This is a genomic window from Methanomicrobium antiquum, assembly GCF_029633915.1.
Lineage (GTDB): Archaea > Halobacteriota > Methanomicrobia > Methanomicrobiales > Methanomicrobiaceae > Methanomicrobium > Methanomicrobium antiquum.
Genome location: NZ_CP091092.1, coordinates 1,907,550 through 1,931,395, shown reverse-complemented (window position 1 = coordinate 1,931,395; position 23,846 = coordinate 1,907,550). Strand labels below are relative to the sequence as shown.

24 protein-coding genes are annotated in these 23,846 nt (G+C 36.1%); 11 read left to right on the top strand and 13 right to left on the bottom strand.

Annotated elements, in window-relative coordinates; translation table 11 throughout:
• Positions 1-708 (bottom strand): GTP-binding protein, encoded by a 708-nt coding sequence (locus L1994_RS09485; protein ID WP_278099201.1) that lies wholly within the window; start codon positions 706-708, stop codon positions 1-3.
• A complete protein-coding gene (locus L1994_RS09480) occupies positions 705-1,484 on the bottom strand; it encodes an ATP-binding cassette domain-containing protein (protein ID WP_278099200.1) in 780 nt (259 codons plus the stop codon). The genes L1994_RS09485 and L1994_RS09480 overlap by 4 nt, the downstream gene beginning before the upstream one ends.
• 269 nt (positions 1,485-1,753) lie before the next feature.
• Between L1994_RS09480 and L1994_RS09475 the strand changes: the two genes are divergently transcribed.
• The 4 genes from L1994_RS09475 (at position 1,754) to L1994_RS09460 (ending at position 4,830) form a co-directional block, all read left to right on the top strand.
• Positions 1,754-2,245 (top strand): helix-turn-helix domain-containing protein, encoded by a 492-nt coding sequence (locus tag L1994_RS09475; RefSeq protein ID WP_278099199.1) that lies wholly within the window; start codon positions 1,754-1,756, stop codon positions 2,243-2,245.
• Between the two features lie 484 nt (positions 2,246-2,729).
• The gene (locus L1994_RS09470) at positions 2,730-3,326 is read left to right on the top strand and encodes a CHASE4 domain-containing protein (protein WP_278099198.1); all 597 of its coding nucleotides are present in this window, start codon (positions 2,730-2,732) and stop codon (positions 3,324-3,326) included.
• Positions 3,327-3,343: 17 nt separating this feature from the next.
• Entirely contained in the window at positions 3,344-4,453 is a 1,110-nt protein-coding gene (locus tag L1994_RS09465) for a sensor histidine kinase (protein ID WP_278099197.1), read from the top strand.
• Positions 4,450-4,830 carry a response regulator gene (locus L1994_RS09460; protein WP_278099196.1) on the top strand — a complete coding sequence of 127 codons (381 nt, stop codon included), beginning with the start codon at positions 4,450-4,452 and terminating at the stop codon, positions 4,828-4,830. Before L1994_RS09465 ends, L1994_RS09460 begins: the two co-directional genes overlap by 4 nt.
• A gap of 124 nt (positions 4,831-4,954) precedes the next feature.
• On the opposite strand, the gene L1994_RS09455 is transcribed toward L1994_RS09460, so the two are convergent.
• Positions 4,955-7,417: a heavy metal translocating P-type ATPase gene (locus L1994_RS09455; protein WP_278099195.1), complete on the bottom strand. Its 2,463-nt coding sequence runs from the start codon at positions 7,415-7,417 to the stop codon at positions 4,955-4,957.
• A 566-nt stretch (positions 7,418-7,983) separates the two neighbouring features.
• Between L1994_RS09455 and L1994_RS09450 the strand changes: the two genes are divergently transcribed.
• The gene (locus L1994_RS09450; RefSeq protein WP_278099194.1) at positions 7,984-9,159 is read left to right on the top strand and encodes an iron-containing alcohol dehydrogenase; all 1,176 of its coding nucleotides are present in this window, start codon (positions 7,984-7,986) and stop codon (positions 9,157-9,159) included.
• A 47-nt stretch (positions 9,160-9,206) separates the two neighbouring features.
• Complete coding sequence (locus L1994_RS09445) at positions 9,207-10,364, top strand: PAS domain-containing protein (protein WP_278099193.1); 1,158 nt, start codon at positions 9,207-9,209, stop codon at positions 10,362-10,364.
• 120 nt (positions 10,365-10,484) lie between these two features.
• Here L1994_RS09445 and L1994_RS09440 read toward each other — a convergent pair whose 3' ends face one another.
• The gene (locus tag L1994_RS09440; RefSeq protein WP_278099192.1) at positions 10,485-10,784 is read right to left on the bottom strand and encodes a YunC family protein; all 300 of its coding nucleotides are present in this window, start codon (positions 10,782-10,784) and stop codon (positions 10,485-10,487) included.
• 293 nt (positions 10,785-11,077) lie between these two features.
• Here L1994_RS09440 and L1994_RS09435 point away from each other — a divergent pair, with 293 nt between their 5' ends.
• The 5 genes from L1994_RS09435 (at position 11,078) to L1994_RS09415 (ending at position 15,091) form a co-directional block, all read left to right on the top strand.
• Positions 11,078-12,358 carry a DNA methyltransferase gene (locus L1994_RS09435; RefSeq protein WP_278099191.1) on the top strand — a complete coding sequence of 427 codons (1,281 nt, stop codon included), beginning with the start codon at positions 11,078-11,080 and terminating at the stop codon, positions 12,356-12,358.
• Positions 12,359-12,485: 127 nt separating this feature from the next.
• The gene (locus L1994_RS09430; RefSeq protein WP_278099190.1) at positions 12,486-13,340 is read left to right on the top strand and encodes a hypothetical protein; all 855 of its coding nucleotides are present in this window, start codon (positions 12,486-12,488) and stop codon (positions 13,338-13,340) included.
• Between the two features lie 190 nt (positions 13,341-13,530).
• Entirely contained in the window at positions 13,531-13,953 is a 423-nt protein-coding gene (locus L1994_RS09425) for a GerW family sporulation protein (RefSeq protein WP_278099189.1), read from the top strand.
• Between the two features lie 121 nt (positions 13,954-14,074).
• A complete protein-coding gene (locus L1994_RS09420) occupies positions 14,075-14,704 on the top strand; it encodes a DUF2953 domain-containing protein (protein ID WP_278099188.1) in 630 nt (209 codons plus the stop codon).
• Positions 14,705-14,800: 96 nt separating this feature from the next.
• Complete coding sequence (locus L1994_RS09415) at positions 14,801-15,091, top strand: hypothetical protein (RefSeq protein ID WP_278099187.1); 291 nt, start codon at positions 14,801-14,803, stop codon at positions 15,089-15,091.
• A gap of 88 nt (positions 15,092-15,179) precedes the next feature.
• On the opposite strand, the gene L1994_RS09410 is transcribed toward L1994_RS09415, so the two are convergent.
• From L1994_RS09410 to L1994_RS09370, 9 genes are all read right to left on the bottom strand, one after another.
• Positions 15,180-16,319, bottom strand: a complete 1,140-nt coding sequence (locus L1994_RS09410; protein ID WP_278099186.1) for an ABC transporter permease — start codon at positions 16,317-16,319, stop codon at positions 15,180-15,182.
• Complete coding sequence (locus tag L1994_RS09405) at positions 16,316-16,981, bottom strand: ABC transporter ATP-binding protein (RefSeq protein WP_422656660.1); 666 nt, start codon at positions 16,979-16,981, stop codon at positions 16,316-16,318. The genes L1994_RS09410 and L1994_RS09405 overlap by 4 nt, the downstream gene beginning before the upstream one ends.
• Positions 16,982-17,043: 62 nt before the next feature.
• Positions 17,044-18,207, bottom strand: a complete 1,164-nt coding sequence (locus L1994_RS09400) for a COG1361 family protein (protein ID WP_278099184.1) — start codon at positions 18,205-18,207, stop codon at positions 17,044-17,046.
• A gap of 225 nt (positions 18,208-18,432) precedes the next feature.
• Entirely contained in the window at positions 18,433-19,071 is a 639-nt protein-coding gene (locus tag L1994_RS09395) for a Yip1 family protein (RefSeq protein ID WP_278099183.1), read from the bottom strand.
• A 99-nt stretch (positions 19,072-19,170) separates the two neighbouring features.
• The gene (locus L1994_RS09390; protein ID WP_278099182.1) at positions 19,171-19,545 is read right to left on the bottom strand and encodes a hypothetical protein; all 375 of its coding nucleotides are present in this window, start codon (positions 19,543-19,545) and stop codon (positions 19,171-19,173) included.
• 51 nt (positions 19,546-19,596) lie between these two features.
• Entirely contained in the window at positions 19,597-20,019 is a 423-nt protein-coding gene (locus L1994_RS09385; protein WP_278099181.1) for an arsenate reductase ArsC, read from the bottom strand.
• A 526-nt stretch (positions 20,020-20,545) separates the two neighbouring features.
• A complete protein-coding gene (locus L1994_RS09380; RefSeq protein WP_278099180.1) occupies positions 20,546-21,238 on the bottom strand; it encodes a small multi-drug export protein in 693 nt (230 codons plus the stop codon).
• 717 nt (positions 21,239-21,955) lie between these two features.
• The gene (locus L1994_RS09375) at positions 21,956-22,681 is read right to left on the bottom strand and encodes a small multi-drug export protein (protein WP_278099179.1); all 726 of its coding nucleotides are present in this window, start codon (positions 22,679-22,681) and stop codon (positions 21,956-21,958) included.
• An 11-nt stretch (positions 22,682-22,692) separates the two neighbouring features.
• Positions 22,693-23,826: a pyridoxal phosphate-dependent aminotransferase gene (locus tag L1994_RS09370; protein ID WP_278099178.1), complete on the bottom strand. Its 1,134-nt coding sequence runs from the start codon at positions 23,824-23,826 to the stop codon at positions 22,693-22,695.
• Positions 23,827-23,846: the final 20 nt, after the last annotated feature.

Here is a 23,846-nt window from a genome sequence, read left to right as displayed (position 1 = left end):
TCAGTCTCCCCTAAAGAAAAAATCATCCGAGTCCAGTTTTCTGATGACACCAAAATGGTTTTCCCAGCCTATTTCTTTTTTACCGGCACAGACTGTGCAGACACCAAGCGGGGGATTTCCTCTTAATGTGATTTCATCCGGATTAGTTATGTCGGTGAGGTTTTCAATTGCTCTGAAAAGATATTTAAGGCCTGTTCCAAAGATAGCGTTTGTCTCAATTATATCGAGGTCTTCTCTTACTTCCTTTATTTTTTCGCGGAAAACCTCCTTTTCTGCCTGGGATACCAGATCAATTCTTGTGACAACAGATATGTCTGACAATGCAAGCATTGAAGACATCTTAAGAGGTGAATTTGTGCCTGAGATTGCACTTAATACAACAATTCCAAGTGACTGCGTTGTGTATGGAGAACATCTGAGACAAAGACCTGCACTTTCAACAATGAGAATTTGTGAGTTGTTTTTTTCTGCCCAGTTTATTGCATCTTTCATAACCAAAATTCCGGCATGGTCCGGGCAGACATCTCCTGAATAAACTTTTTTTGTAGGTATATTAAATTCATTTCTTAGCTCTTCGTCTTCAAAAGCTCTTACAACGTCAATTTTTAGGTATGAACATTTTTTATCCGGATGAAATTTTGATATTATCTGCCTGACAACAGCAGTTTTTCCTGCAGAGGGTGGCCCTGCTATAACTATAAGTTTCATGCCGGCTGAATGTTTTTTATTATTTCACCACAGCGGATTCTTTCACGTAGAGCAGACATTGTCAAATCTATCTTTAATATTTCAGACAATGCTTCTTTTTCAGAATCTCCCGGACAAATTACTTCTGATACTGCCCCGTTTTTCATTACAATTCTTCTCTCTGAAAGAAGTGAAACAAGAGGATCATGAGTTACAAATAGAAGTGCTTTCTTATGAGTTTTTAAGCATTTTATGACATTTTCCTTAAAAATGCCGGCATTTTCTATCTCATCCAGAAGAATAATTGGAGTGTTTGAGACAACAATTGCATCAGCAATCATGAGTGATCTGGTCTGTCCGCCTGAAAGTGAAGTCATACGCACATTTTCAACAATCTTTTCGCCTGTAAATTCGTTTGCAAGCTCAATTGTCTTTTCAACAACTGTTTCATCAGCAATTTTTCTTGATCGTACATGCATGTCAAGGAATTGCCTGACTGTTAAATCTGCAAGACATTTTGTATTTTGAGTGATCATTGCAACAGGTTTTTTTGAAGGATCCCGAATGAATTCTTCAGGTGCAGGGAGACTGTTTACAAGAACAGTTCTTTTGGTAACTGTATCTTTTTGTGCAAACATTTCAATATCATTGATAAATGCACTTTTGCCTGAACCTGTAGGTCCTACTATTGATATTGTATCTCCTGGCCGGATTTTTATTTCCCTGAAGTTTTCAGAAGAATTATCTTTGTTCTTCCCCGGAAGAATTGTAATCTCCCTAATCTCGGATGTATGCATTACAATTGTTATAGTTATAATTAAACTAAAATGTTTCCCTATAAGTAAAATAAATGCCCTTTTAAGGAAAAAGTTAATATTAAAAATTCCACCATTGTATTAATTTATGATATAAAAATTTTGCATTCTGAATTTGTTTTCTGCATTTTTTTCATGAAATTTTTATAGAATACTAAAAAAAACGTATCAGCGGTATCATTTAGACGGATTGATTTTTCACAGGAAGGAAAATTATTAAGCATGTATTTGTACAACTGTATTCATTAATTATGTTCTCTAAGAGAATTTTTGAAGTTGGCTTTAAAATCGCTCTTGAAGAAGAGCTTTTTCGAAAGGGAGTGAGTATAAAAGAGCTTGCAGACAATGCCGGCATTCCTGCCGCAACTATATATAAGATAACATCAGGCGAAAGAGATCCGCGTTTCTCAACGGTTCAGGCTATCGTAAACACTCTTGAGCCTCATGAATCGGGGTTTATTGCAGTTATCGCCGCTAAATTCTTGCTTGACGAAGTTGAGTCCAAAAAGATTGATATCGGCAAAAAAACCTACCGGATAAAAGGATTTCCGGCATATACGATGGAAGAGTGCATTGTATCCGGCGTCCGTGCAGAAAAAGAAGGAGCCTGCGGGATTGTTTGTGCACCAATACTTGCCTCTATGATTGAAAAGGTAGTAGATGTTCCTGTTGCAATAATAAAGCCTGATACGAAGACAATAACTGATGCTCTTTTCTCTCTTAAAAACAGAATTGACTACTAATATTGACTACTAAAAGAATTTATAAAGAGCAGAATTGACTAAAAATCTCAGGGCTGGTAAATTTCAGAACAGATAAAATATCCAAATATTATCTTTTTCCAGTTAAAAAATGTAAAAATGTACCAAATTAAAAAAGGTGCTAAGATAATTATAACAAAAAAATCTAAAAATAAAGTCAGATTAAACAAATGTGTTAAAATAATCCTAAGGATTATGTTATTTTAAAATTAGGTTATTTTTAGAATTAAGTTATTTTTAAGTTATCACTGAAAAAAATATTTCATATTAAACCCTGCTTTTCAAATAAATATGAATGAGAGATTGATTAATTATTAATAGAAAGTAGGACACAATATGCAATGCTTAAAAATATTAGGATGCCATATTTTTTGGCTTATATGTGGTCTGTATCTGCCTTTTCAGGATATAGCAGATATTTGAGTGAATAAAAACCTGTATTTTAAAAGGGGGAGAGGTTTTCAATTTGAGAATTAAAAGAAAAGTAAATCTGCTGATTATACTAACGGTTGCTCTGCTCCTTGCCGGTTTTTTGTTCGGACTTTTCTTCTTTGGAATTGAAAATCTCGAAAAAATAGAACAGCATGAATTAGAAAAAGACTCTTTGGCGGCAGAGAACTATCTCTATTATAAAATATCCTCTGTAAATCAGCTAAATCGCGACTGGTCATACTGGGATTCCTCATATTATTTTATGGATGATATGGATTCTTACTATATTGAGGAGAATCTTCCTGAATCAACATTTACAAATCTTGAATTGGATGCAATACTTTATTTTGACAAAAAAGGTGAATTTTTTTATGGGAGATACTATGATTTTGAAGAAAATAAATTTACAGAAATTCCCGGAAATTTCATAAAAAAAGTTAAAGAAAGCAATTATGTTAAAACACCCTCTTTTTACAGCAACAGGGCCGGAATAATTGATGCAGACGGAGATATCTACATTGTTACAATAAATCCTCTCCTGAAGAGCAATCTTGATGGTCCTGTCAATGGGGTATTCGTGATGGCAAAAAAGCTGTCCGGTGATTATTTGCAGGAATTTCAAAGGAAATAAATCAGAAGATGGGATTTTTGGATTTAGATTCATATGAAAAGCTGAATCTGCCATCTGAGTTTTCTGAACCCTTAATAGTTTACAGTGAAGGCGATGATGAAATATCTCTTATATCTCCTGTTTACAGTATTGAGGATGAAATTGCCGGATACATAAAAGTAACAAATGAAAGAGAACTATTCAGGCTTGGCTTTGGGTCTCTTCTCCTTAATTTTATATTTGCAATAATAACCTGCATCGTAGTAGTAATCATCATCAGCTATTTCCTGGAATCAATAATCACAAGACGTCTGGAATTTTTTTCATATGAGCTTGAAAAAATTGCCGAAAACGAAAATTATAATGTAAGGCTAAGAGAAGAAGGTGACGATGAAATATCATCTATCATCCGCTCCGCAAATATTCTTCTTGATAAAATACAGGGAAGTGTTGAGAGCTTAGAAGAGAAAAACCTCGAACTCAGCAGGGTTCTTGATAAAAAATCTGAATTAATAGGCGAACTTCACCATCGGGTAAAAAACAACCTTCAGTATATAATAAGCCTGCTTGGAATAAAATCTCTCAGAATCAAAGATGAAATTGCCCTTGATGTAATAAACGAAGCTACAAACAGGATAAAATATCTTGGAATTATTCATGATGACCTTTATAATAAAGAGGATAAGGCAACTCTTCTTTTAAAAGAGAATTTCGAATCTCTTGCAAAATTAATCCTTGACGGGTTGAAACAGGAAAAAAGAGAAAAAATATCTATAAAAATATCAGGTGACGAAATTGAGGCAAAACTTTCAAATGCAGTTCTTTTGAGCACAGCAATGTATGAACTCTTAAAAAATTCAGTTGATCATGCATTTGATGAAACCGGCGGAAATATAGAAATCAGCTTAAAAGAGGACAAAAAAGAAGTAATCATTAAAGTCTGTGATGACGGAGTTGGAATGAAAAAGCAAAGATGCATCGGAGAAACAGGCTTTGGACTTAGAAACGCTCGTGATATAATAACAAAACAAATATCCGGAACTCTTGAGAGCACTGATATGGAGAGAGGAACGTCATGGATAATTACAATAAAAACTGAATTTATTAAAGGAAAACAAGAGAATGGAGACAGTATTGATAATATATGATTAAAAAGCCTGTAATTTTAATTGTAGAAGATGATGATTTAATAGGTCATTTCATAAAAACGGTAGTCACCGAGATTATGTCTTTTGAAAGCATAGGGCCTGTTGCCACATGCAAAGATGCCTTCCGGGAGACATTTGAAAACAGTCCTGATCTGATAATAATGGATATAAGACTGATTGGAGAGGGTGACGGCATCGATGCATGTGAGAGGATAAGGGCAAAAGGAGTAAATACGCCGGTTATTTTTTCTTCTGCAAGCACTGAGGAGAGCACTATGAAAAGAGCCGGACTTATTGAAAATTCTGTTTTTCTTAGAAAACCATATGAAATGAAAGATCTGATGAAAGAGATATCAGATATTTTAGATTTGGAATAATCATTTACCATATAAATTCAAATCATGATTTTCATAAAACAGAGCATCAAAAATTAGTTTCATGAACGTTTTTTAAAGTCATTAACAACCTGTGAAAAAAAAAGATTTTTTAAATTTAAAAAAATCAGCTTTCTTTCGATATTGCCGGTGGAGTGTACGTTTTTAGAAGCAGTGAGAGAGATATTACCGTTACTGAACTCAAAATCATTGCAAAACCTGCATATTCCGGTCTGAATATAATTCCAAATCCCGGGTACAAAATTCCTGCGGCTATTGGAACAAGTGCAGTGTTGTATGCAAACGCCCAGAACAGGTTTAACCTGATTCTGCCCATTACCTTTTTTGAAAGCTGAACTGCCGCCGGTACATCCAGAAGATTGTCATGCATAAGAACAATATCTGCACTTTCAATGGCAATCTCCGTTCCGCTTCCAACGGCTATACCTACATCGGATTTTGCAAGCGCCGGTGCATCATTTATTCCGTCACCGACAAATGAACAGGGGCCGGTTGTTTGCTGAATCCTTTTGACAATCTCTGCTTTTTTATCCGGGAGAACGCCTGCATAGACATCGCTTATTCCTGCTTTTTGTGCAATATGCCTGGCAGTTTTTTCGTTATCTCCTGTTACCATCGCAACAGAAAGCCCCATTTTTTTAATCTCTTCAACACAAACAGGAGCACTTCTCTTTAAAACATCTGAAATAGATATAATTCCTGTTATTTCACTATCAAGAGCAACCAAAACCGCAGTTTCTCCTGAGTTTTGGGAATCTGAAAGCTCATCTTTTATGTTATCAGGTATTAATAGACCGCTTTTTAAAATAAAATCCTGATTTCCTATGAGAACTTTTTTACCCTCATATTCAGCAGAAACACCTCCGCCTGCAAACGACTTAAAGCTTAAAAGAGGCAATGGTTTTATGCCTTCATCTTCTGCTTTTTTGACAATCGCCTTTGCTATTGGATGTTCAGATGATATCTCAACACCTGACGCAATTGCTAAGAGTTCATCATGGGAGGTTTTATATGATTTAACAGAGGTCACAAACGGTTTTCCAACTGTTAAAGTTCCAGTCTTGTCAAAAATTATGCACTTTAGTTTTTTTGAAACTTCAAGGGACTCACCGTTCTTTATTAAAATTCCAAGGCCTGCTCCGCGTCCAATTCCAACTGTAACTGCTGTTGGCGTTGCAAGTCCGAGTGCACACGGGCATGCAACTACAATTATTGAGATAAAGACAGTAAGTGCAAAAAGACTACTGCTTCCAAGGATAAAATACCATGAAAAAGATGCAATTAATGCAATTGCAAGTATTACCGGTATAAACCATGAAACAGCAGTGTCAGCAAGTCTTTGCACCGGCGGTTTTTGCCGCTGTGTCTCCTCAACAAGTCTTATAATCTGAGATATGACAGTTTCACGACCGACTTTTGTTGACCTGAATACAAATGAGTCTGCTGTGTTTAGTGTCCCTCCAACTACACTGTCTCCTTTTGATTTTCTAACAGGGAGCGATTCGCCTGTTATTGCAGATTCGTCAATGTAACCTTCGCCTGAGATCACAAGCCCGTCAACAGGCACTCGTCCTCCGGGCTTTACCATAATTTCTTCGTCTGTCAAAAGTTCATCTGCTGAGACCTCAACAAATTCGCCGTTTCTTTTAACAAATGCTGTCTTTGGACGAAGTTCAATTAATTTTTTTACGGCATCGTTTGTTTTTCCCTTTGCCTTTGCCTCAAGGAAACGGCCCAGGGTTAAAAATGTAGCGAGCATCACCGATGTTTCGTAAAACATGAAATCATTTGTAAGGATTATCCCAAATGTTCCAAAGACAGATGAAAGGTATGAAACACCGATTCCCATTGCATACATAACATCCATTGTGAGAGAATGATTCAAAAGGGCCTTGAATGCGGCTTTAAATATCGGATATCCAAGATAGAGAAATACCGGAGTTGTGATGATAAACATAAGGTATGAGACAGGGAAGTTCAGGGGCAGAGATTGTCCAAAAAACATCAGTGCAATTAAAACTCCTGATATAAAAAGACCAATTATTATTTTTTTTATCCTTTCTTTTTGCTCTTTTAAGAATATTTGATTCTCAGAGTCGGTTGAAACCTCTTCATCTGTTCCCATATATTCAAAGCCGGCTTTTTCTATTGCCGCCTTTATATCCAAAAGTTTAACATTTTCTTTGATAAATGTGATGAATGCTGAATTGTCAATCAGATTGATATCAGCTGATATTATGCCCGGTATTTTTAAAAGCTCATTTTTTGTCTTTTCTGCACAGACAGCACAGTGCATTCCGGAAATTTTTATTTTTATTTCAGATTTTATAATCCCGTATCCTGCAGAATTGATTAATTTTTCAATATCTCTTATGTCAGTTTCATCTTCGTTGTAAAAAATATCTGCACGTTCTGATGCAATGTCAACAGAAGCGGAATAAATTCCTCTGGCTTTTTTTAGTGTTGCCTCTAGTCCTGCCGCACACATTGCACAGTGCATTCCTGAAACTTTAAGATTTATCTCTTTTTTATCTCCAAAATTTTTATCAGATGTATTTTCACTGTTCATGCTTCATCCCTTTAATTCTTCAAAATAATCCTTGATTTTAAGACTTTCCAGACACCTCTGGTTAAAAATCTAAATCCAGACAAAAAACTTTGTAACTTCCCGTTCTATTAATAGGATTTCATGTTTTAGATTTGCGTTGATTTTGATAGCAACTATGCTTAATGTATACTTAGAGTCAGGTAGTCATGTAATTTTGTGTGATAAGTTATGTATCACTATTAGGTAGTTATAAATTCTTTCCGAAAATGATTAGTTTTGTCTGTCTTTTTTATAAAAACATTCATGAACTAATTTTTCATGCAGTGTTTCATGAAAATCAGATTTGGTTTTCCATGAAAGTTACTCTGTAACTTACATGAAACTGTTTCATGAAATATAATTTCATGAACTTTTTCATGGTAAATCAATATTGAAAAGTCATATGTTCTCTAAAATCTTTAATTTCAGAAATTTATTTCTTTAAATATCTAATTTTTGAAAAAAATGGATGTTTTTCTAAAATGAGAGAAAATCTTTTTTACATTGCATTCTATATAGAAGCCTATCTTTATTCGGGATAGATATCTATGCCAGTGAAACTTAACCGGGAGCTTCGAAAATTTGTAGCTCCTGAATTTATTACAGGGGACAACTCCAGAGTATTTGCCGGAAGATATGCGTCTAATTTTCATTCTGATAAAATTCTTCTGGCAACCGATGAAAATATGCTTAACCAGTTCTGGATGGAGGATATAACTGAAAGTCTTTTAAATGCAGGAATTGATTTTGAGGTTTATACAAATATATCGCAAAATCCCTCCGACAGAGAGGTTATGGAAGGAGCGGCTGTTTATGAAGCTGAGGAGTGCTCAGCAATAGTTGCGGCAGGTGGAGGCAGTGTTTTGGACTGCGCAAAAGGAATAGGAATCGTTGCCGCAAACGGCGGTGATATCGCCGGCTATATCGGGGTGGATCTTGTGAAAAAACCGATGCCGCCTTTGATCTGCATTCCGACAACAGGAGGAAGTTCTGCAGATGTATCGCAGTATGCAGTAATCAGTTCAAAGCATAATCTTAAGAAAAACCTGATAACATCAAAATCCCTCGTTCCAGATGTATCCTTACTGGATCCTGTTCCTTTAACTACACAACCTGATGAAATTACTGTATATTCTGGAATTGATGCATTTTCCCATGCTATTGAGGCCTATCTATCAAATGGTCAGTCACACTGGAGCGATCTTTTGGCAATAGAGGCGATAAAAAATATTGCAGAATCTTTTCCGTATGACTCTTCATTAAAAGATGACCTTGATTTCCGTTACAAAACTCTTCTGTCCAGTCTTTATGCAGGCATTTCTTTCTCAAACGCAGGACTTGGACTAATACATTCAATGTCGCATGCAATAGGCGGCGTTTATTCAACACCTCATGGTCTTTCAAGTTTTCTTGTGATGCCGGCTGTTATACGCTATAACTTTTCTAGTCAGCCTGAGCGATACAGGGATGTTTCAAAGGCGCTTTTGGCGGATACAGGCGGTAAAACAGATTCTGAGGCTTTGGATATACTTATTGAAAAAATATTTTCCCTTGGAGGTTCATTTACTAAAGGAGAATCACTTTCTAATCATGGCGGGCGTTATGAGGATATACCGCTTCTTGTTAAAAATACAATGACAGATCCCTGCATTGCAACAAATCCCAAATTACCTTCATATACTGATGTTGAAGAATTATTTGCAGAAGTTATGCAGGTCTTATGAATACTAAATGAAAAACAGCATTCTCTTTACAATTATGTGGTAATCAAATGGCGCCTGGTGATGATGAATTAATAAAAGAGGACCTTTTGGAAATAAGGAAGAGAATCATCGGTTTTGGTGAGGAATCTTTTAGAAAAAGTTATTATCCTATGCTTCAGTTCAGAGAGGACGAGCTTAAGCGCTTTAGAATTGCTCTTGATAATACAAGCGATCTTGTCTTTATTCTTGATTACCCCTCATTAAAAATAATTGACACTAACTGTCATGCTGAAGATGTTCTTGAATACTCAAAAAAAGAGTTGTTTGAGAAGAAAATAACTGATCTTTCCGACAACGATTCAGCGGAATTAATCTCTAAGATGTTTTTGTCAGGCAAAGTGCAGGCCGGACTTATTGATTCGTATTTTACAACAAAAAGCGGTAAGAAAGTGCATATGGAAGTAAGCTTTAGTCTTTCAGGGCTTGGTAGAGAAACTTATGCAGCAGCAGTGTGTCGTGATATAACAGAAAGAGAAAGGCTTGAATATGCAATCCGTGAATCAGAAATGCAGTACAGAACGACAATAAACACGCTAAAAGATGTTATTGTTGTAATTGACAGTTCACTGGATATTGTAATCTCAAATAATTCATTTGACAGACTGTGCAGGAAGGCCGGTTTTAAAGGCTCTGCTGAGGTTGAAAACCTAAAACAGATTCTGAAATATCTCTACTGGGCAAACAACCGAAATTTTGATTCTGTATCAGATTATCTTCAGTTTTATGAGATAAATATGAAGCTCAGGCGGGGGGATGATGTTTCTGTATACAGTGTGCGTAATATGCCTATCTTTGAAGGTGGGATTTTTAAGCAGTCTGTTCTTTATATGAGGGATATTACCGAAAATATCGTGATGGATAAGATGAAAAAGGAGGCATTTCTGCAGATTGACAAAAATATGGAGCAGTTTGCTGTTCTAAACGATCATATAAGAAATCCTCTTCAGGTAATTTTGGGAATAGTTGATCTTGAATGCCCGTGTGCGGTTGAAAAGATAATGCCATACATATCAGAAATAGACAGAATTGTAAACAAGCTTGATAATGGCTGGATTGAATCAGAAAAGGTCAGAAAAATGATTGCAAAACACTATGGTGTATCCATAATTGACAATTCTGATGTTGAAAAGGCAATAAACTATCTGAAAAAAATACCTGAATATTAGTCTTTGATACAAAAATTACTCCAGAAAATGCCGCAATATCTGGTAAAAACACTGTACACAGGTAACTTTAAGTTTTAAGTGCTGATAAAAAATTAATTCATTTGTTTTTTGAGCTCAAATCTAAAACATAAGCTCTGCGGCTTCTTTGCCGCTCATACCTTCTTTTATGCCTTTTTTCTCTGCAGATATATTCATTACTGCAACTGTTCCGTTTAAAAGATCGTCAATATCGGCAACCGAGTTTCCTTTTGGCTTTATTTTCGCGGCCGGATAGCCAAATTTTTCAAGGGCAATAACATCAAAAGCACCGCACCCGATAAGTCCATTTTCGTTTTTGGCGAATACAAGATTTACATTGCCAATAGGAATCACAAAGCCCTCTGCCTCTTTTTTGCCTGCCTTAATTTTAATGCCGTTCATATGAGATTAATGTTTTAATTATCTCTATTTATATGATTAGGATAGTTTTTGGATAATTAATGATTATTTTGGATATATTGGAAATGATTAGGAATGTTTGGATGAATTCAGGTTGAGAACTCAGATAAAATCCGGAAAACTGAATTTACTTGATTTTTAAGGCCGTATATTCTGCATTCATATATTTATTATGTAAACAATGAAAGAATGGTAATATTCCGGCATGGCTTAATTTTGAGATCTTTGATTCAGAAGAGATAACAACTCATCCTGCAAAAATAAATGGTAAGAATATGCCTGAAATCTTCAATATCCCGACTCTTCAGGATTACCTAAAAAATTACAGATCGAGAGATGAAGTTTGCTTAAACGATTTCTTCGGCAAAAATTCTGATATTGAATCATACTCCGGGCAAACTTTGGTTTCAGAGATTTCAGGAGTAAAGACTTATACAAATAGTTTCTGGACTGCAAAACAGCGTCAGGCCTCATCAATTCATGAAATTTCTTATCGTGCATGCTTCAAGCCACAGCTTCCACGTTTTTTTATCGAAATGCTTACAGATGAAGGAGATATTGTGTATGATCCCTTTACAGGAAGAGGCACTACTGTAATTGAAGCGGCGCTTTTAAAACGAAATATAATCTCAAACGATATAAATCCGTTGAGCAAAATCCTCTGTAAACCACGCCTAAATCCACCTTTATATGATGAGATAAAAAACCGGCTTGAAATAATAGAAAAGGAAAGAGAAGAACTCTCCAGTTTTTCATTATCAATGTTTTACCATCCCAAAACAGAGTCTGAAATTGTATCTCTTAAAAATTATCTTGAGAAAAAAAGAGCAAATGGTAAAGAGGACAATACAGACCAGTGGATTCGAATGACTGCAACAAACAGGCTTACAGGCCACTCCCCCGGATTTTTTTCGGTCTACACTCTCCCTCCAAACCAGGCGGTATCAAAGGAGAGCCAGATTAAAATAAATGAAAAGAAAGGGCAGTCCCCTGAATATCGTGATACGACCGCATTAATTCTTAAAAAAAGCAGACAACTTTTAAAAGATATAACTGCGGCTAAGATAAATACTCTTAAAAGTGCAGGAGAAAAAGCGATATATCTAACAGAGGACGCTGCAAAAACCAAGTCGATTCCTTCTGACTCGGTATCGCTTACAGTGACATCACCTCCGTTTTTAAACATAGTTCAGTATGCATCTGACAACTGGCTACGTTGCTGGTTCAATTCACTTGATGCAAAAGAGATTGGCAAAAATATAACTATGGAAGGGACTACTTTCGGATGGTGCAGTGCAATGGAAAAGGTCTTTTATGAGCTTTTTAGGATTACAAAGCCGTTCGGATGGGTTGCATTTGAGGTGGGGGAGGTCAGAAACAAAAGCGTCTTTTTAGATGAGCATGTTATTCCGCTTGGAAAATCTGCAGGGTTTGAATGTGCCGCTGTTTTGATAAATGAACAGAATTTTACAAAAACTTCCAACATCTGGGGAATATCAAATAAAAAACGTGGAACTAACACTAACCGCGTTGTAATCTTTCAAAAAAAGTCCTGAAAATAAAATCCTGAAAATGAAGTCCTGAAAAATATTTTCATAAACCTGAATTAAAGCACTGCTTTATTTAAGATACAACCAGCCTTAATGTAAAATTATATCTGATGAGATTTTAAAATACGATTATATGAAATATGTAAAAGAAATAGCGTTTTTTTCAGTCGTAACCATCCTTTTGGCAGTTGTTTTTCTGCATTTTGCACTGCCGGGAAAAGAAGACCTAAGACCCTGTCAGAATTCTTTGAATTTAGGTGACGGATACATGGCAAAATCGCTTCTTTTAAATCAGGGTGAATTTCAGGAGAAACTTGTAAATCTTTCAGAAATCACAGAAAAAACTGCCCGGATATCTGCTGAAAAAGGTCTTTTTGGAGACTACATTCAGGCTGAACTTGACAAAGCCCAAAAAATAATGCCTGGTATTGTAACAATCGGAATATTTGACAGTCAGGGAATATGCACAGCAATGTCTCCTTTAACGCACAATATTACGGGATGGGACTTATCAGAAACACCGGTTGTTTCCTCAATGAATGAGGAGATGGTGCCGCAGATGACAGGCCTTTTTGCACTGTCTGAAGGAGGCTATGCGGCGTCAGTCAACTATCCTGTATTTTCAAATGATAAAAAGTACACAGGTTTTGTAAGCCTTACATTTGATCCATATACTCTTTTTAATGAACCTGCCTCGGATTTTATGAATAATACAGAATATCAGGTAATGATTGCACAAAAAGACGGTGTTGTATTATACGATACTGACATAAACGAGATTGGAAAAGAGACATTTAATAATCCGATGTATGATGAATTCCCCGAAGTACTGGAATTTGCAAAAGCATATTCTGATTCTTTCTCAGGCGAATTTGAATACAGCTATCTTGATAAAACTCTTTCAAAGAATGTTGATAAAAAAGCCATATGGACAACAATTGGCCTTCATGGAGAAGAGTTGCGTTTAATCTCAATTCGTGAACTTTAAAAAAACGTTCATGAAACAAATTTTTCATGGACTTTTTAATGAAAAAATCATAATTTGATTTTCATGGGAAACCATTTTTTTCGGCAGGCTTATTTTTGCAGAAAATTTTCATCCTATATATTTTTATACAGAAAGCATCACTCTATAAAATACCTGGAAATTATACAGGACTAATTGGGGAGATTTAAGAATGGAAAAAAATGATATGTTTGTAAAAACCTTAGAAGAGCTTGACAGGCTCTTAAACGCTGACTCAATATTAGGTGATGCAGTGGATTTAGGCGATCATGTAATAATTCCTGTTGCCTCCTTTGCATTCGGATATGGGGCAGGTTATGGAGAAGGAGAAGATAACGGTGGCGGAACCGGTGCTGGTGCGGGAATATCTCCTGTTGCAGTTGTATTAATTGACAAGACACTTCATGGCGAAGGTGCTGTAAAAGTAGTTCCATTAAGAAAGCCGGGCGCGATAAGCGAGGCCATATCAGCGGTTGGAAGCGATCTTCTGCCAAAAGTGGTTGAAGCTCTAAAACTTGAATTAGATAAGAAAGATGACGAAAAAGAGAAAAATAAAGATTTAAAAGATAAGAAGACAGAAACCAAAAAGGAATAAAAAATTATTCGGAAATGGTAAAAAACAAAAAAATAAAAAACAGAAATAGTTAAAAAAAACTAAAAAATTTTGGCGGGATATTATCCTTATAATAATTTTTTATGTGTTGTGTGCCTTATTTTTGGTTTTAATTCTTCATTTAACAATAATACCCCTGAAAATTTATCTGAACGGAAGTATTGGCGATGAGAAAAAAGCGATGCTCAAAATCAGCTGGGGTCTTGCAAGGATAAAAGCACAAATATCACAGGACATGATGCTAAAACTATGGATTGAAGGCATAAAAATAATTGAAAGACCGGCATCTTCCTTAATTATTGATGAAACTGATAAAAAATCAAAGGAAAATGGAGGGGAAGATAAAAAGCCTGATATATCTTTGGATATGATTGTTTCTTTTAAACCGGAATTACAGCAGATATTTAATCTGATTTCGTTTGAAAGCTTTTATGCAAAAATAAAATTCGGACTTAATGATCCGGCAGACACCGGAGTAATGTATGGTTTTCTAATGGCGCTAAGGGGAATCCTTTACTCACAGAAAAAAATCGTAATGGAGATATATCCGGATTTTGAAGGTCTTTATCTAAGAGGCAAATGTGAGAGTGTATTTCAGATAAACCACATTTTTAGGATATTTATCCCCTCATACAGACTTTACAAAAAAGCTTTCAGCAAAAAACCTAAAAAGAAGAGACCTGCCGGAGAAAAACCTATAAATCCCGCCACTTTCCAAACACCTGTGGAGTAAGATTTACCCTGTAAAATAAAATCTGATTTTCATAATAACGTTGCATGAAAAATCAGGTTCGTGAAAGTTTCTTAAAAAAAAATTTGAGGATTTCAGATGAAGCTGAGAGATTTTAAATTCTGTGGGCAAAAAACATTAAAAAGAGATTACCAAAAGCTAAAGGATTTAAAAATCAGTTCGGAAAAAAGCATTTTTATTGGGGAATCATTAAAAACCTGCGATTTTGAGATATATCCGGTAATCAGGAGAAAAAAATTAAATACAGATTCCGGAGGAGTATTGAGTCTGAATCCTGCCGGACTTTTTTTTGTGCATAATAATTGCTATTATACATATTCTTTTGAAGAGGATTTATCGTGGTTATCTGAAATTTTAGACTGCGAATAAAAAAAGAATTGTGGGTTATTCAGGTATTTTTTGCACTTACTGATGCTTTTTGATGCTTTTGTGTTTTCTTTTAGATCTAATTATATATTTACTCATGCCTTAGCGCTTCAATCGGATTTAGGTTTGCGGCCTTCCACGCCGGATATAGCCCTGACAGAAGGCTTGTTCCTATTCCAAACGCCATTCCAAACGGAATATAAATCAGAGTTGAAGGCTCAAAGAGATACGATGTGTCCTGAAGCATAACAAATATTGCGACATATCCGCCAAGGAAACTGAATACTGCGCCTAATGCCGCACCCAAAAATCCTAAAATAAAGGCTTCGTAGATAAACATTTTTAAAACCTCGGATTTTTGTGTACCAATACTCCTTATAATACCAATCTCTTTGATTCTCTCAGTTACAGACATCATCTGGACATTGAAGATTGAGACTCCGGCAACAAGAAGTGAGATTCCTCCGATTGCTGTAGTAAACATTGTTATCTGTCCAAATGTCGTAAGAATTGTTTCTAAAATTGCCTTTGTGTCAAACGCTGTAATTACATCATCGCGCCTGTTGAGCTTCTTCTCAATATCCTCTTTTACTGAGTCTATTGTGTTTAAATCGGAAACTTTCACAATAACCTGATCATAATCATTTTGATCATAAACAGACGAGAAGAACTTTTCAGTTACAAAAAGAGCATTGTCAGGATTAATATCAAAGCCCATACCCCTTTCCTCAAGGATTCCGACAATCCTTAAATTTTCACTTCCAAGCTTTATCCTGCTTCCGGGTTTTAATTCGTAATCTTCTGCAAGTCTTGCGCCTGCCATTGCACCTGAAGACGTTTTAAGCCACTGCCCGCTTCCAAGCTCCAAAACAAAAGGCATGTCATCTGTTTCAAGCCCGTAAACTGATGCGTATCCATCATCTCCGCCAACAGTAATCTCATCGTATTTATTGTAAAGAGGAATTACTCTGTTTCCGCCTGAAGCACTTATTATATCTTTTACCTGCCTTTCAGTTATTTTGTCATCTTCTGTTCCATATGGATAAATTACGATTGAATCACCAACATCTGATAATGAGTCCGAGACTGCCAGAACAAGACTGTTTCCAAGCATTCCCATAGATGCGATTGCGGCTACACCAATTACAATGCCAATTACCGCAAGAAGTGATCTAAGCCAGTGGAGTCTTATATTCCGCTTTGCAAAATCAAAGAATATGCCATTGTTCATACAATCTCACCGTCCTTCAAGACAATCTGGCGTTTTGCATATTCAGCGATATTCTGGTCATGTGTGACCATGATAACTGTTTTTCCCTGCTCGTTTAGTTCACTTAAGAGTTCCATTACCTGTGCACCGGTTTTTGAGTCAAGGTTTCCTGTAGGCTCATCGCAAAGGAGAATTTTAGGATTGTTCACAAGTGCTCTTGCGATTGCGACTCTTTGTTGTTGTCCGCCGGAAAGTTCGGTTGGTTTGTGGTGAAGCATCTGGTCGGTTAGTCCGACACGGAATAAAAGCTCCTCACATCTTCCCTCGTTATCGGCGTGCCTGTATTTCATGATATACGGATATTCGACATTTTCTTTGACTGTCAGAAGCGGGATTAAATTAAACTGCTGGAATATGAACCCTATTGTGTCCCGTCTTAAACTTGTAAGCTCCTGATCTGTAAGTTTTTTAATGTCAGTTCCGTCAATAAAGAGGCTTCCGGATGTCGGAACATCAAGAGATCCGACAAGATTTAACATGGTGGACTTTCCTGAACCTGAAGGGCCCATAATGGCGACAAAATCCCCCTGCATTATATCCAGATACACATTTTTTAGTGCTTTTACATCACCAAAAGGAAGGGAATAGGTCTTGCTTACATCTTTAAGACTTATAACCGGCATTTTTTTTGTCAAACCTGTGTCACCTCCAAAAAATGAATTCATAAATTTCTCAATATTTGGAGTTATTTCTTCCAGGAATAGTATATTGCACCGCAGATCACTACAATTATTGCGATTATCAATATAATTGCAACAAGAGGGAGTCCTTCATCGCTATTTTCAGATTTGTCCTGGCCCTTCAATGACAATGAACTATCCTTTAATTTTATGTCGATTGTTTTTGTGTAGTCATTTCCGTCTTCATCTTTGTACTGGATGAGGAGAGGGGCAAAATCCTGTTCTTCTACAATAAAATCAACGTCAAAACCAGAGAAATCGTCAGGTTCAAGTTCACCTATGACATAAAGCCGGTTTGGCTCGATAGGAACAGCAGGGCTTTTTGTTGTTACAACTACAGATTTTGCATTTTTAAGACCGGCATTTGTAACATCACCTGAAACCCTGTAACCTTTACCGGTTGTCTGAATCTCAATGTTGTTGACGACCGGGTCTGCTGATTTTTTGTCTTCTCCCAGAATTAAAGGAATAGTTTTTTCGGTCTCATGGATGTTTATGCCGTTTCTGTATTCTGCAATGAATTTTATCTCCCCGTCCTTTGATGGAATTGTTTCAATTTCAATTTCCCTGTTTTCGTTAGGGTCAAGTTTTCCAACAAAGATGCTTGTCTGTGTAAAGGAGGCTGAATCACTAACCGGTTTTATTATTACTCCATTTACAGTATTTTCCCTTGGATTTCCAACAACAAGTTTTACATTTGATTTGACATCTTTTTGGAAAACATCGGGTTTTTCAAGAACAGAAAGTTCAATCGGGCTTGATTCAACCTTGGTCATAAGCGGATAGCCAAGACTGCCTCCATTAGAGAAATCAAGATAAAATCTGGGGTAGAATATTCCGTCACTTTTTGCTTTTAAGGTGAATACAAATTCCTTTGAAACATCAGGTCCTATTGCACCGACGGTTGCATACGACTGTTCGTTTAGAATATTCAAATCCTTTGTAAGAATTGTTGCACGTTTTATATCCACATTTTCAGTTCCTGTGTTTTTTACAATCACTTTTACAGTTGCTATATCACCTTTCATTAAAACTGAAGGATTTGATTCATATGAGATGACAGATATTTGAGCGGCAGATGAGACTGAAGTATCAGCGGCCGATGCGGGAACTGCCAGAAATATGAGCAATGCAAGCAATGAAATCAATTGAATTGGTTTATTTATCATTTTTTAACATCCGTAATTTTTTTAAAATTTAATTTTTTTTTCAAAGTTTTTTTTTTGAATTTTTTCTGTTGCGATAAGACTTTTTTTTAGATAAGACTTAATTTATACTTTTTTTCCACTCCTGATTAATCTGAAAACAGATAATGCATCATAATATTCATGAGTATCTGCCAAAAAAAATCAGGATATTGATTTTAATTTTTTTAGTGATTTATTATGAGCACTTTATAGCAAAAACATTGCTACAAAGGATACTAAAATGTATATGCCAACAGGTATACCTACAGCAATCAATGCACTTTTTACATCCATTTCCCTGCATTTCATGAAACCAATTATCCAGATGTTTGCACTCCATAGAACAAATATCAGTGAAATGATACCTCCGGCGGTCATCAGAGGGCCTGTTGAGATTGCGGTTGTAAGAGCCTCAATCTCTGCCTGGGAAGAGACAGGATAGAGATTTAGCGATGAAAAATGCATGTAGACGAGAACAGAAGAAAGAAGTGTTCCGAAAATCTGTGGAATCATTCCGTAGGAGGTTATCTCAAGTGAACGGTTAAATGTGCCCTTTGCTTTGAGAAACGATGAAATGATATGGAATATTCCTGCAGCCACTACCCATAATATAAATGTAAAAACAATAGTGAATACTATTGTAAAAACGGTAATTACTACTGCAAGAAAAGCCATCTCCTCCGGAAACAGGGCTGATGTTGCAGATGTTACAATTGCCGCACTTATTGCTGAGATAACTGCTAAGACAAAAATTATAATTGCCGGAAATTTAAGATTTTCCGGTTTGTTATTCAGTTCTTCAAAGAACTGCTTTGGAGAGAACAAAAGTTCCTTTAAGGAAATCATGCACAAATATCTTTTAATCAATTATATATATTATGTGGATGGATAAACTCCCGCAAAGATCTTTTTTTTTTGAAACATATCTTATATTATCGTTTTTAATCAAAGAAAAGCCGCTTTTTTGATTGCAAGCCTTAACACAGACTCCGGCACTTCATTATATCCTCTGACACATCCCTGACTTCCACCGGAAGATGAAATGCCTCCGCATGAATCGCATGACATCCCGCAGTATTTTGAAGGGTCTGGTAGTGGCACAAGCTCTTCTAATGTTTTATCATTTACTGTAATTAAAAATAAAAGATTTTTTGGGATTTCTGCCTCTTTTTCCTCATATGATACTTCAATGTTATCTTCTTTTAGCAGTTTGTTCATTTCTGATGCAACTAATTTTGGATGACGTCCGGTATCGGGGCATATTGGCATTGCACCGGGGTTATAGGCGTTTTTCAAAATTTTTACCTTTACTTCCTTCATTTTTTAAAATCCTCTCTTTGATATTGAATCGGTTTTACAAGTCTTTTTGTTTCACGAATTGTTTTTGAAATATTCATCAATCCAATCTGAAATATCCTCTCTGACACCTCTGAAACCCTTTAAAATCTCCTCTTTTGAACCTGAAAAGTGATAAGGATCTTTGAAGTTTACTTTGATTAGGGTATTGTGCCGGGGAAACATCGGGCATGTATTTCCACACTCACATGTCATAGCAACAACATCAAAAACGTCATCCAAAAAAGGCAGTATACCCTTTGGTTTTTTATCAGAAACATCTATTCCAACCTCTTTTAAAACCTCAACCGTATTTGAATTGATGCTCTCTGACGGATTAATTCCTGCACTAAAAGCTTTGTATCTGTCGCCATAGCGGTGATTTAAGATAGCCTCTGCCATCTGCGAGCGGCCTGCATTGTGGTTGCATATGAAAAGAACCTTCTTTTTATCCTCCATTTTTAAAGCTCCATTTTTTAATTATGTATTATTTTGAACAGAGTTTAACTATTTGATAGAATATGTTTTAATATTGTCTTTAATTATGTGTTTTAAAGCCCTGATTCATTTACCCGGATTCATTTAGTATTCAGTCTTTGATTTCAACTATAAATCTTAAAAAAGCCTGGTGGCGGTCCAAAACTCCTGAGTGTTATATCAAAGGTGAGGATTATATCTTTTTTTTCCCCTTTGGAATCATGAAGGCTTTTTCAAATATTTTTTTGCATAAAAAGCGTCCATGAAATTATATTTCATGCAAGGTTTCATGCTAACTGTTTCATGTAAGTTACAAATGTAATTTTCATGTAATATTATATATTCAAATTCAACAATTATATATTCAAATTCAACATCAGAAAATTCCCCAATTGAAGAAGATTTTTTTTTGAATTTAAATTTTTAAGTTAAATTTTTTTAAAGTTTAATTTATTTTCCAGTTATTTTGCAGTTAAAATTAAATTTAATGTTTAATTTAGTGAGTTATTTATGGAGTTCTTTCTCTTAGTTTTCTTTTATTTTTGTTCCAGAGGAAAACTCCGCCGGCAAATAATAAAGCTATAATTATTACCGCTCCTGCACCCAGTTTTATATCTGCTATGAAGAGATCTTTTATAAATTCTGATCCAAGCGCAATCAGGTAACATCCGGCAAGAGAACCTGTGATTACTGCAAGAAGAACGTTTTTGCCGGGTATTCCTATCATTCGTCCAACAATTGGTGTTGAGATACCTCCTGTTCCCTGCATAGGAATCATTACAAATATTGCCAGTCCAAGAGATGAGAATTTTTCAATCCATCTGTGTTTTGCGAAGAACTCTTCTCCGTGCTCCATAAATGAACGCATCCAGCGGTCTCCAAGAATAGGAATTTTTAGTGCAAGATCAAAGTTCAGAATCATAAAAAGCGTTGATACTATATCCATCATCGCAATTGCTGTTCCAATAAGCCACCACGGAATCCCAAGCGAAATTCCGAGAGGTATAACGCTTTCTTTTCCTGCAGGCGGAACAAAATAGATTCCCATCAGGCCGAGAAGCGCAAGAAAAATCTCGTATGGAAGGGATATAAAAAGTATAAAAATAAAAGCGCCGAGGAGTGCAAAAGGAAAAAGGAAGTTAAAACAAATTCTTCCTGCCCGTGTCATATTTTGTGTAATATTGCCAGGCGCTGTATTCATTTAATAAATGTGGTACCTAAATGTAGATAAAAACAGCACTAAATTATTACAAAACCTGAAAAAAAGGGGATATAAAATTGAAAAGAAATAAAAAAAAATAAAAAAATTGAAAAGAAAAAAAAATAAAAAAAATTGAAAAAGAAATAAAAAATAAAAAAAATTGAAAAAGAAAGAAATAAAAAATAAAAAAAATTGAAAAAGAAAGAAATAAAAAATAAAAAAAATTGTAAAAAACTAAAAAAGAATTGATACTGCAAATACTAAAAAAGATAATATAAGACCTTGAAAAGAAGGAGGTTCTTCTCCATTTTTCTGAAAGTTAGGACTATCCAAAAAGAGAAACAACTTAGAGAATAACCTCCAAATGTGATGATATGTCCAATAAACATTACAAATGGAGGGAATGCATTTCTGCATTCACACATATGTTCTCATTTGTGGGCTTTTAAGATTATTGATATGGAAGATTTCATCAGTTTCTTAGGTTACTGGCCTTGACTGGAAGACAATCAAAGCTAATCGATTATTAGCAAGGGAGGGGACAGGCCCCTCCCTTAAACCCACCCCGCTTACGATAGGTCCCCGGAGGGGGGCTAAGCCCCTCCGGTTCCCGGGGATATTGTGTACATCGCGACAAATCAATTCCAAATTAGGGTGATCAGAAATATGGCGAAGAGTCAAAAAGGATAACAGAAAAAAACTCAAAAATTAAGTGCTCTACCACTTTTTGGAAAGTTTAGTCTTCTTTTTAAATCCGCTTCTTAATTTTTTATCGAATTTTCCTTTTATAAAATATCCGGTGGCAATAATTATCATTATTGCAGAAAGTGCCACTGCCGCAATAACAGGGTCAAAATTAAAAAGATCAATAATATATTCAACTCCAAGTGCGATTAAAAAAGAGCCTATAAATGCACCAAGAGCTATCGACAAAAATACCTTTAATTTTGAAATTCCAAGCATTCTGCCTACAATTGTTCCGCCGATTCCGCCTGAACCCTGGAAGGGAACAACAACGAAAAGTACAAGACCTGCCTGTGAGACTTTTTCAAGCCACGTGTGTGATGAGAAAAACTCCTCTCCTGTTTTCATAACTGCATTTATCCAGCGTCCCAGAATCGGGATTTTAAGTGCCAGATCAAAGTTCAGCGTCATAAAAAGTGCACCACAGATGTCCATTACTGTTGTGGATGCGGCAATAAGCCACCATGGGATACCAAATGCAATTCCAAGCGGGATAACACTCTCCTTTCCTGCTGGCGGGATAAGGTTTATGACCATAAGTCCCATTAATTTTTCAAAAATCTCAAACGGTGTTATCAAAAAAACACAGAAAAACCAGATTCCTCCTATTATGAATGGAATAGTCAGATTAAAAAGAATAATTCCTGCATGAGATAGTCCGGAAAGAAATGATACTGGTTTCTCTTCCGGATTGTCCATGAAATGCCCCTTTATCCTGAATTTTCAATGCGGCGTACTGCCTCTTTTAATGTATCCATTCCGGCGGCATATGATATTCTTACCCATCCCGGTGCATTAAATGCAGTTCCGGGGGTTGTTGCGACATGTGCGTTTTCAAGCCAGTCACTGCAGATTTTCATATCATCCCCGTCAACTCTTAAAAATGCGTAGAAGGCACCGTCAGCAGGCGCTGTTTTATAACCGATTTTGTTTAATGCACCAATGAGGAATTTTCTGCGCCTGTCAAATTCCTCACGCATCTCCAAAACACAATTCTGACTGCCCCTTAAAGCCGCAACTCCGCCCCACATTGCAAAAGAGGCAGGATGGCTTATTGTGTGTTGCTGGACTTTTGTCATCGCTTTTGTAATCTCTTCAGGCGCATGTGAATATCCAAGCCTCCAGCCGGTCATTGCGTATGCCTTTGAAAAGCCGTTTATTGTAATTGTCCTCTCATGCATATCCCCTATTGATGCTATTGAGACGTGCTTTTTTTCATAAATGAGCTTCTCATAAATCTCATCTGAGAGGGCAATAATATCGTTATCCTCGCAGACATCTTTCAAAAGAGTAAGAGAATCGCTGTTTAAAACAGAACCTGTCGGATTTGAGGGTGAGTTAAACACAATCATCTTGGTGTTTTTTGAAATTTTTTCAAGAATTGTGTCATCTGCCTGAAAATTGTCACGGTTAAGAGAGTGATGAACAGAAATTCCCCCCGCCATCTGAACCGCAGGCTCGTAACTTACCCATGAAGGATCAAGTATTATTACTTCATCGCCGGGATTTAAGCATGCTTCCATAGCTTCTGATATGCTGTTTTTAGCACCGCATGCAATTATAATATCAGTCGCTTTGGCAGGGATGTTGTTCTCTGATTTAAGTTTGTCAGATACTGCTTCTCTAAGTTCCAAAAGCCCCTGGCTTGCTTCGTAATGTGTTTTTCCGCATTCAAGCGCTTCTATACAGGCTTTTGTTATATGGGCCGGTGTGTCAAAATCAGGTTCTCCGATAGAGAGAGAAATTACATCCAGACCCTGTGCTTTCATCTTCCTGGCTTTGTCTGCAATCTCAATTGTCGCAGACGGAGCTATACTTGAAATCTTTTCAGAGAGCTTTTTCATATTTAGCCACGCTTAAATTA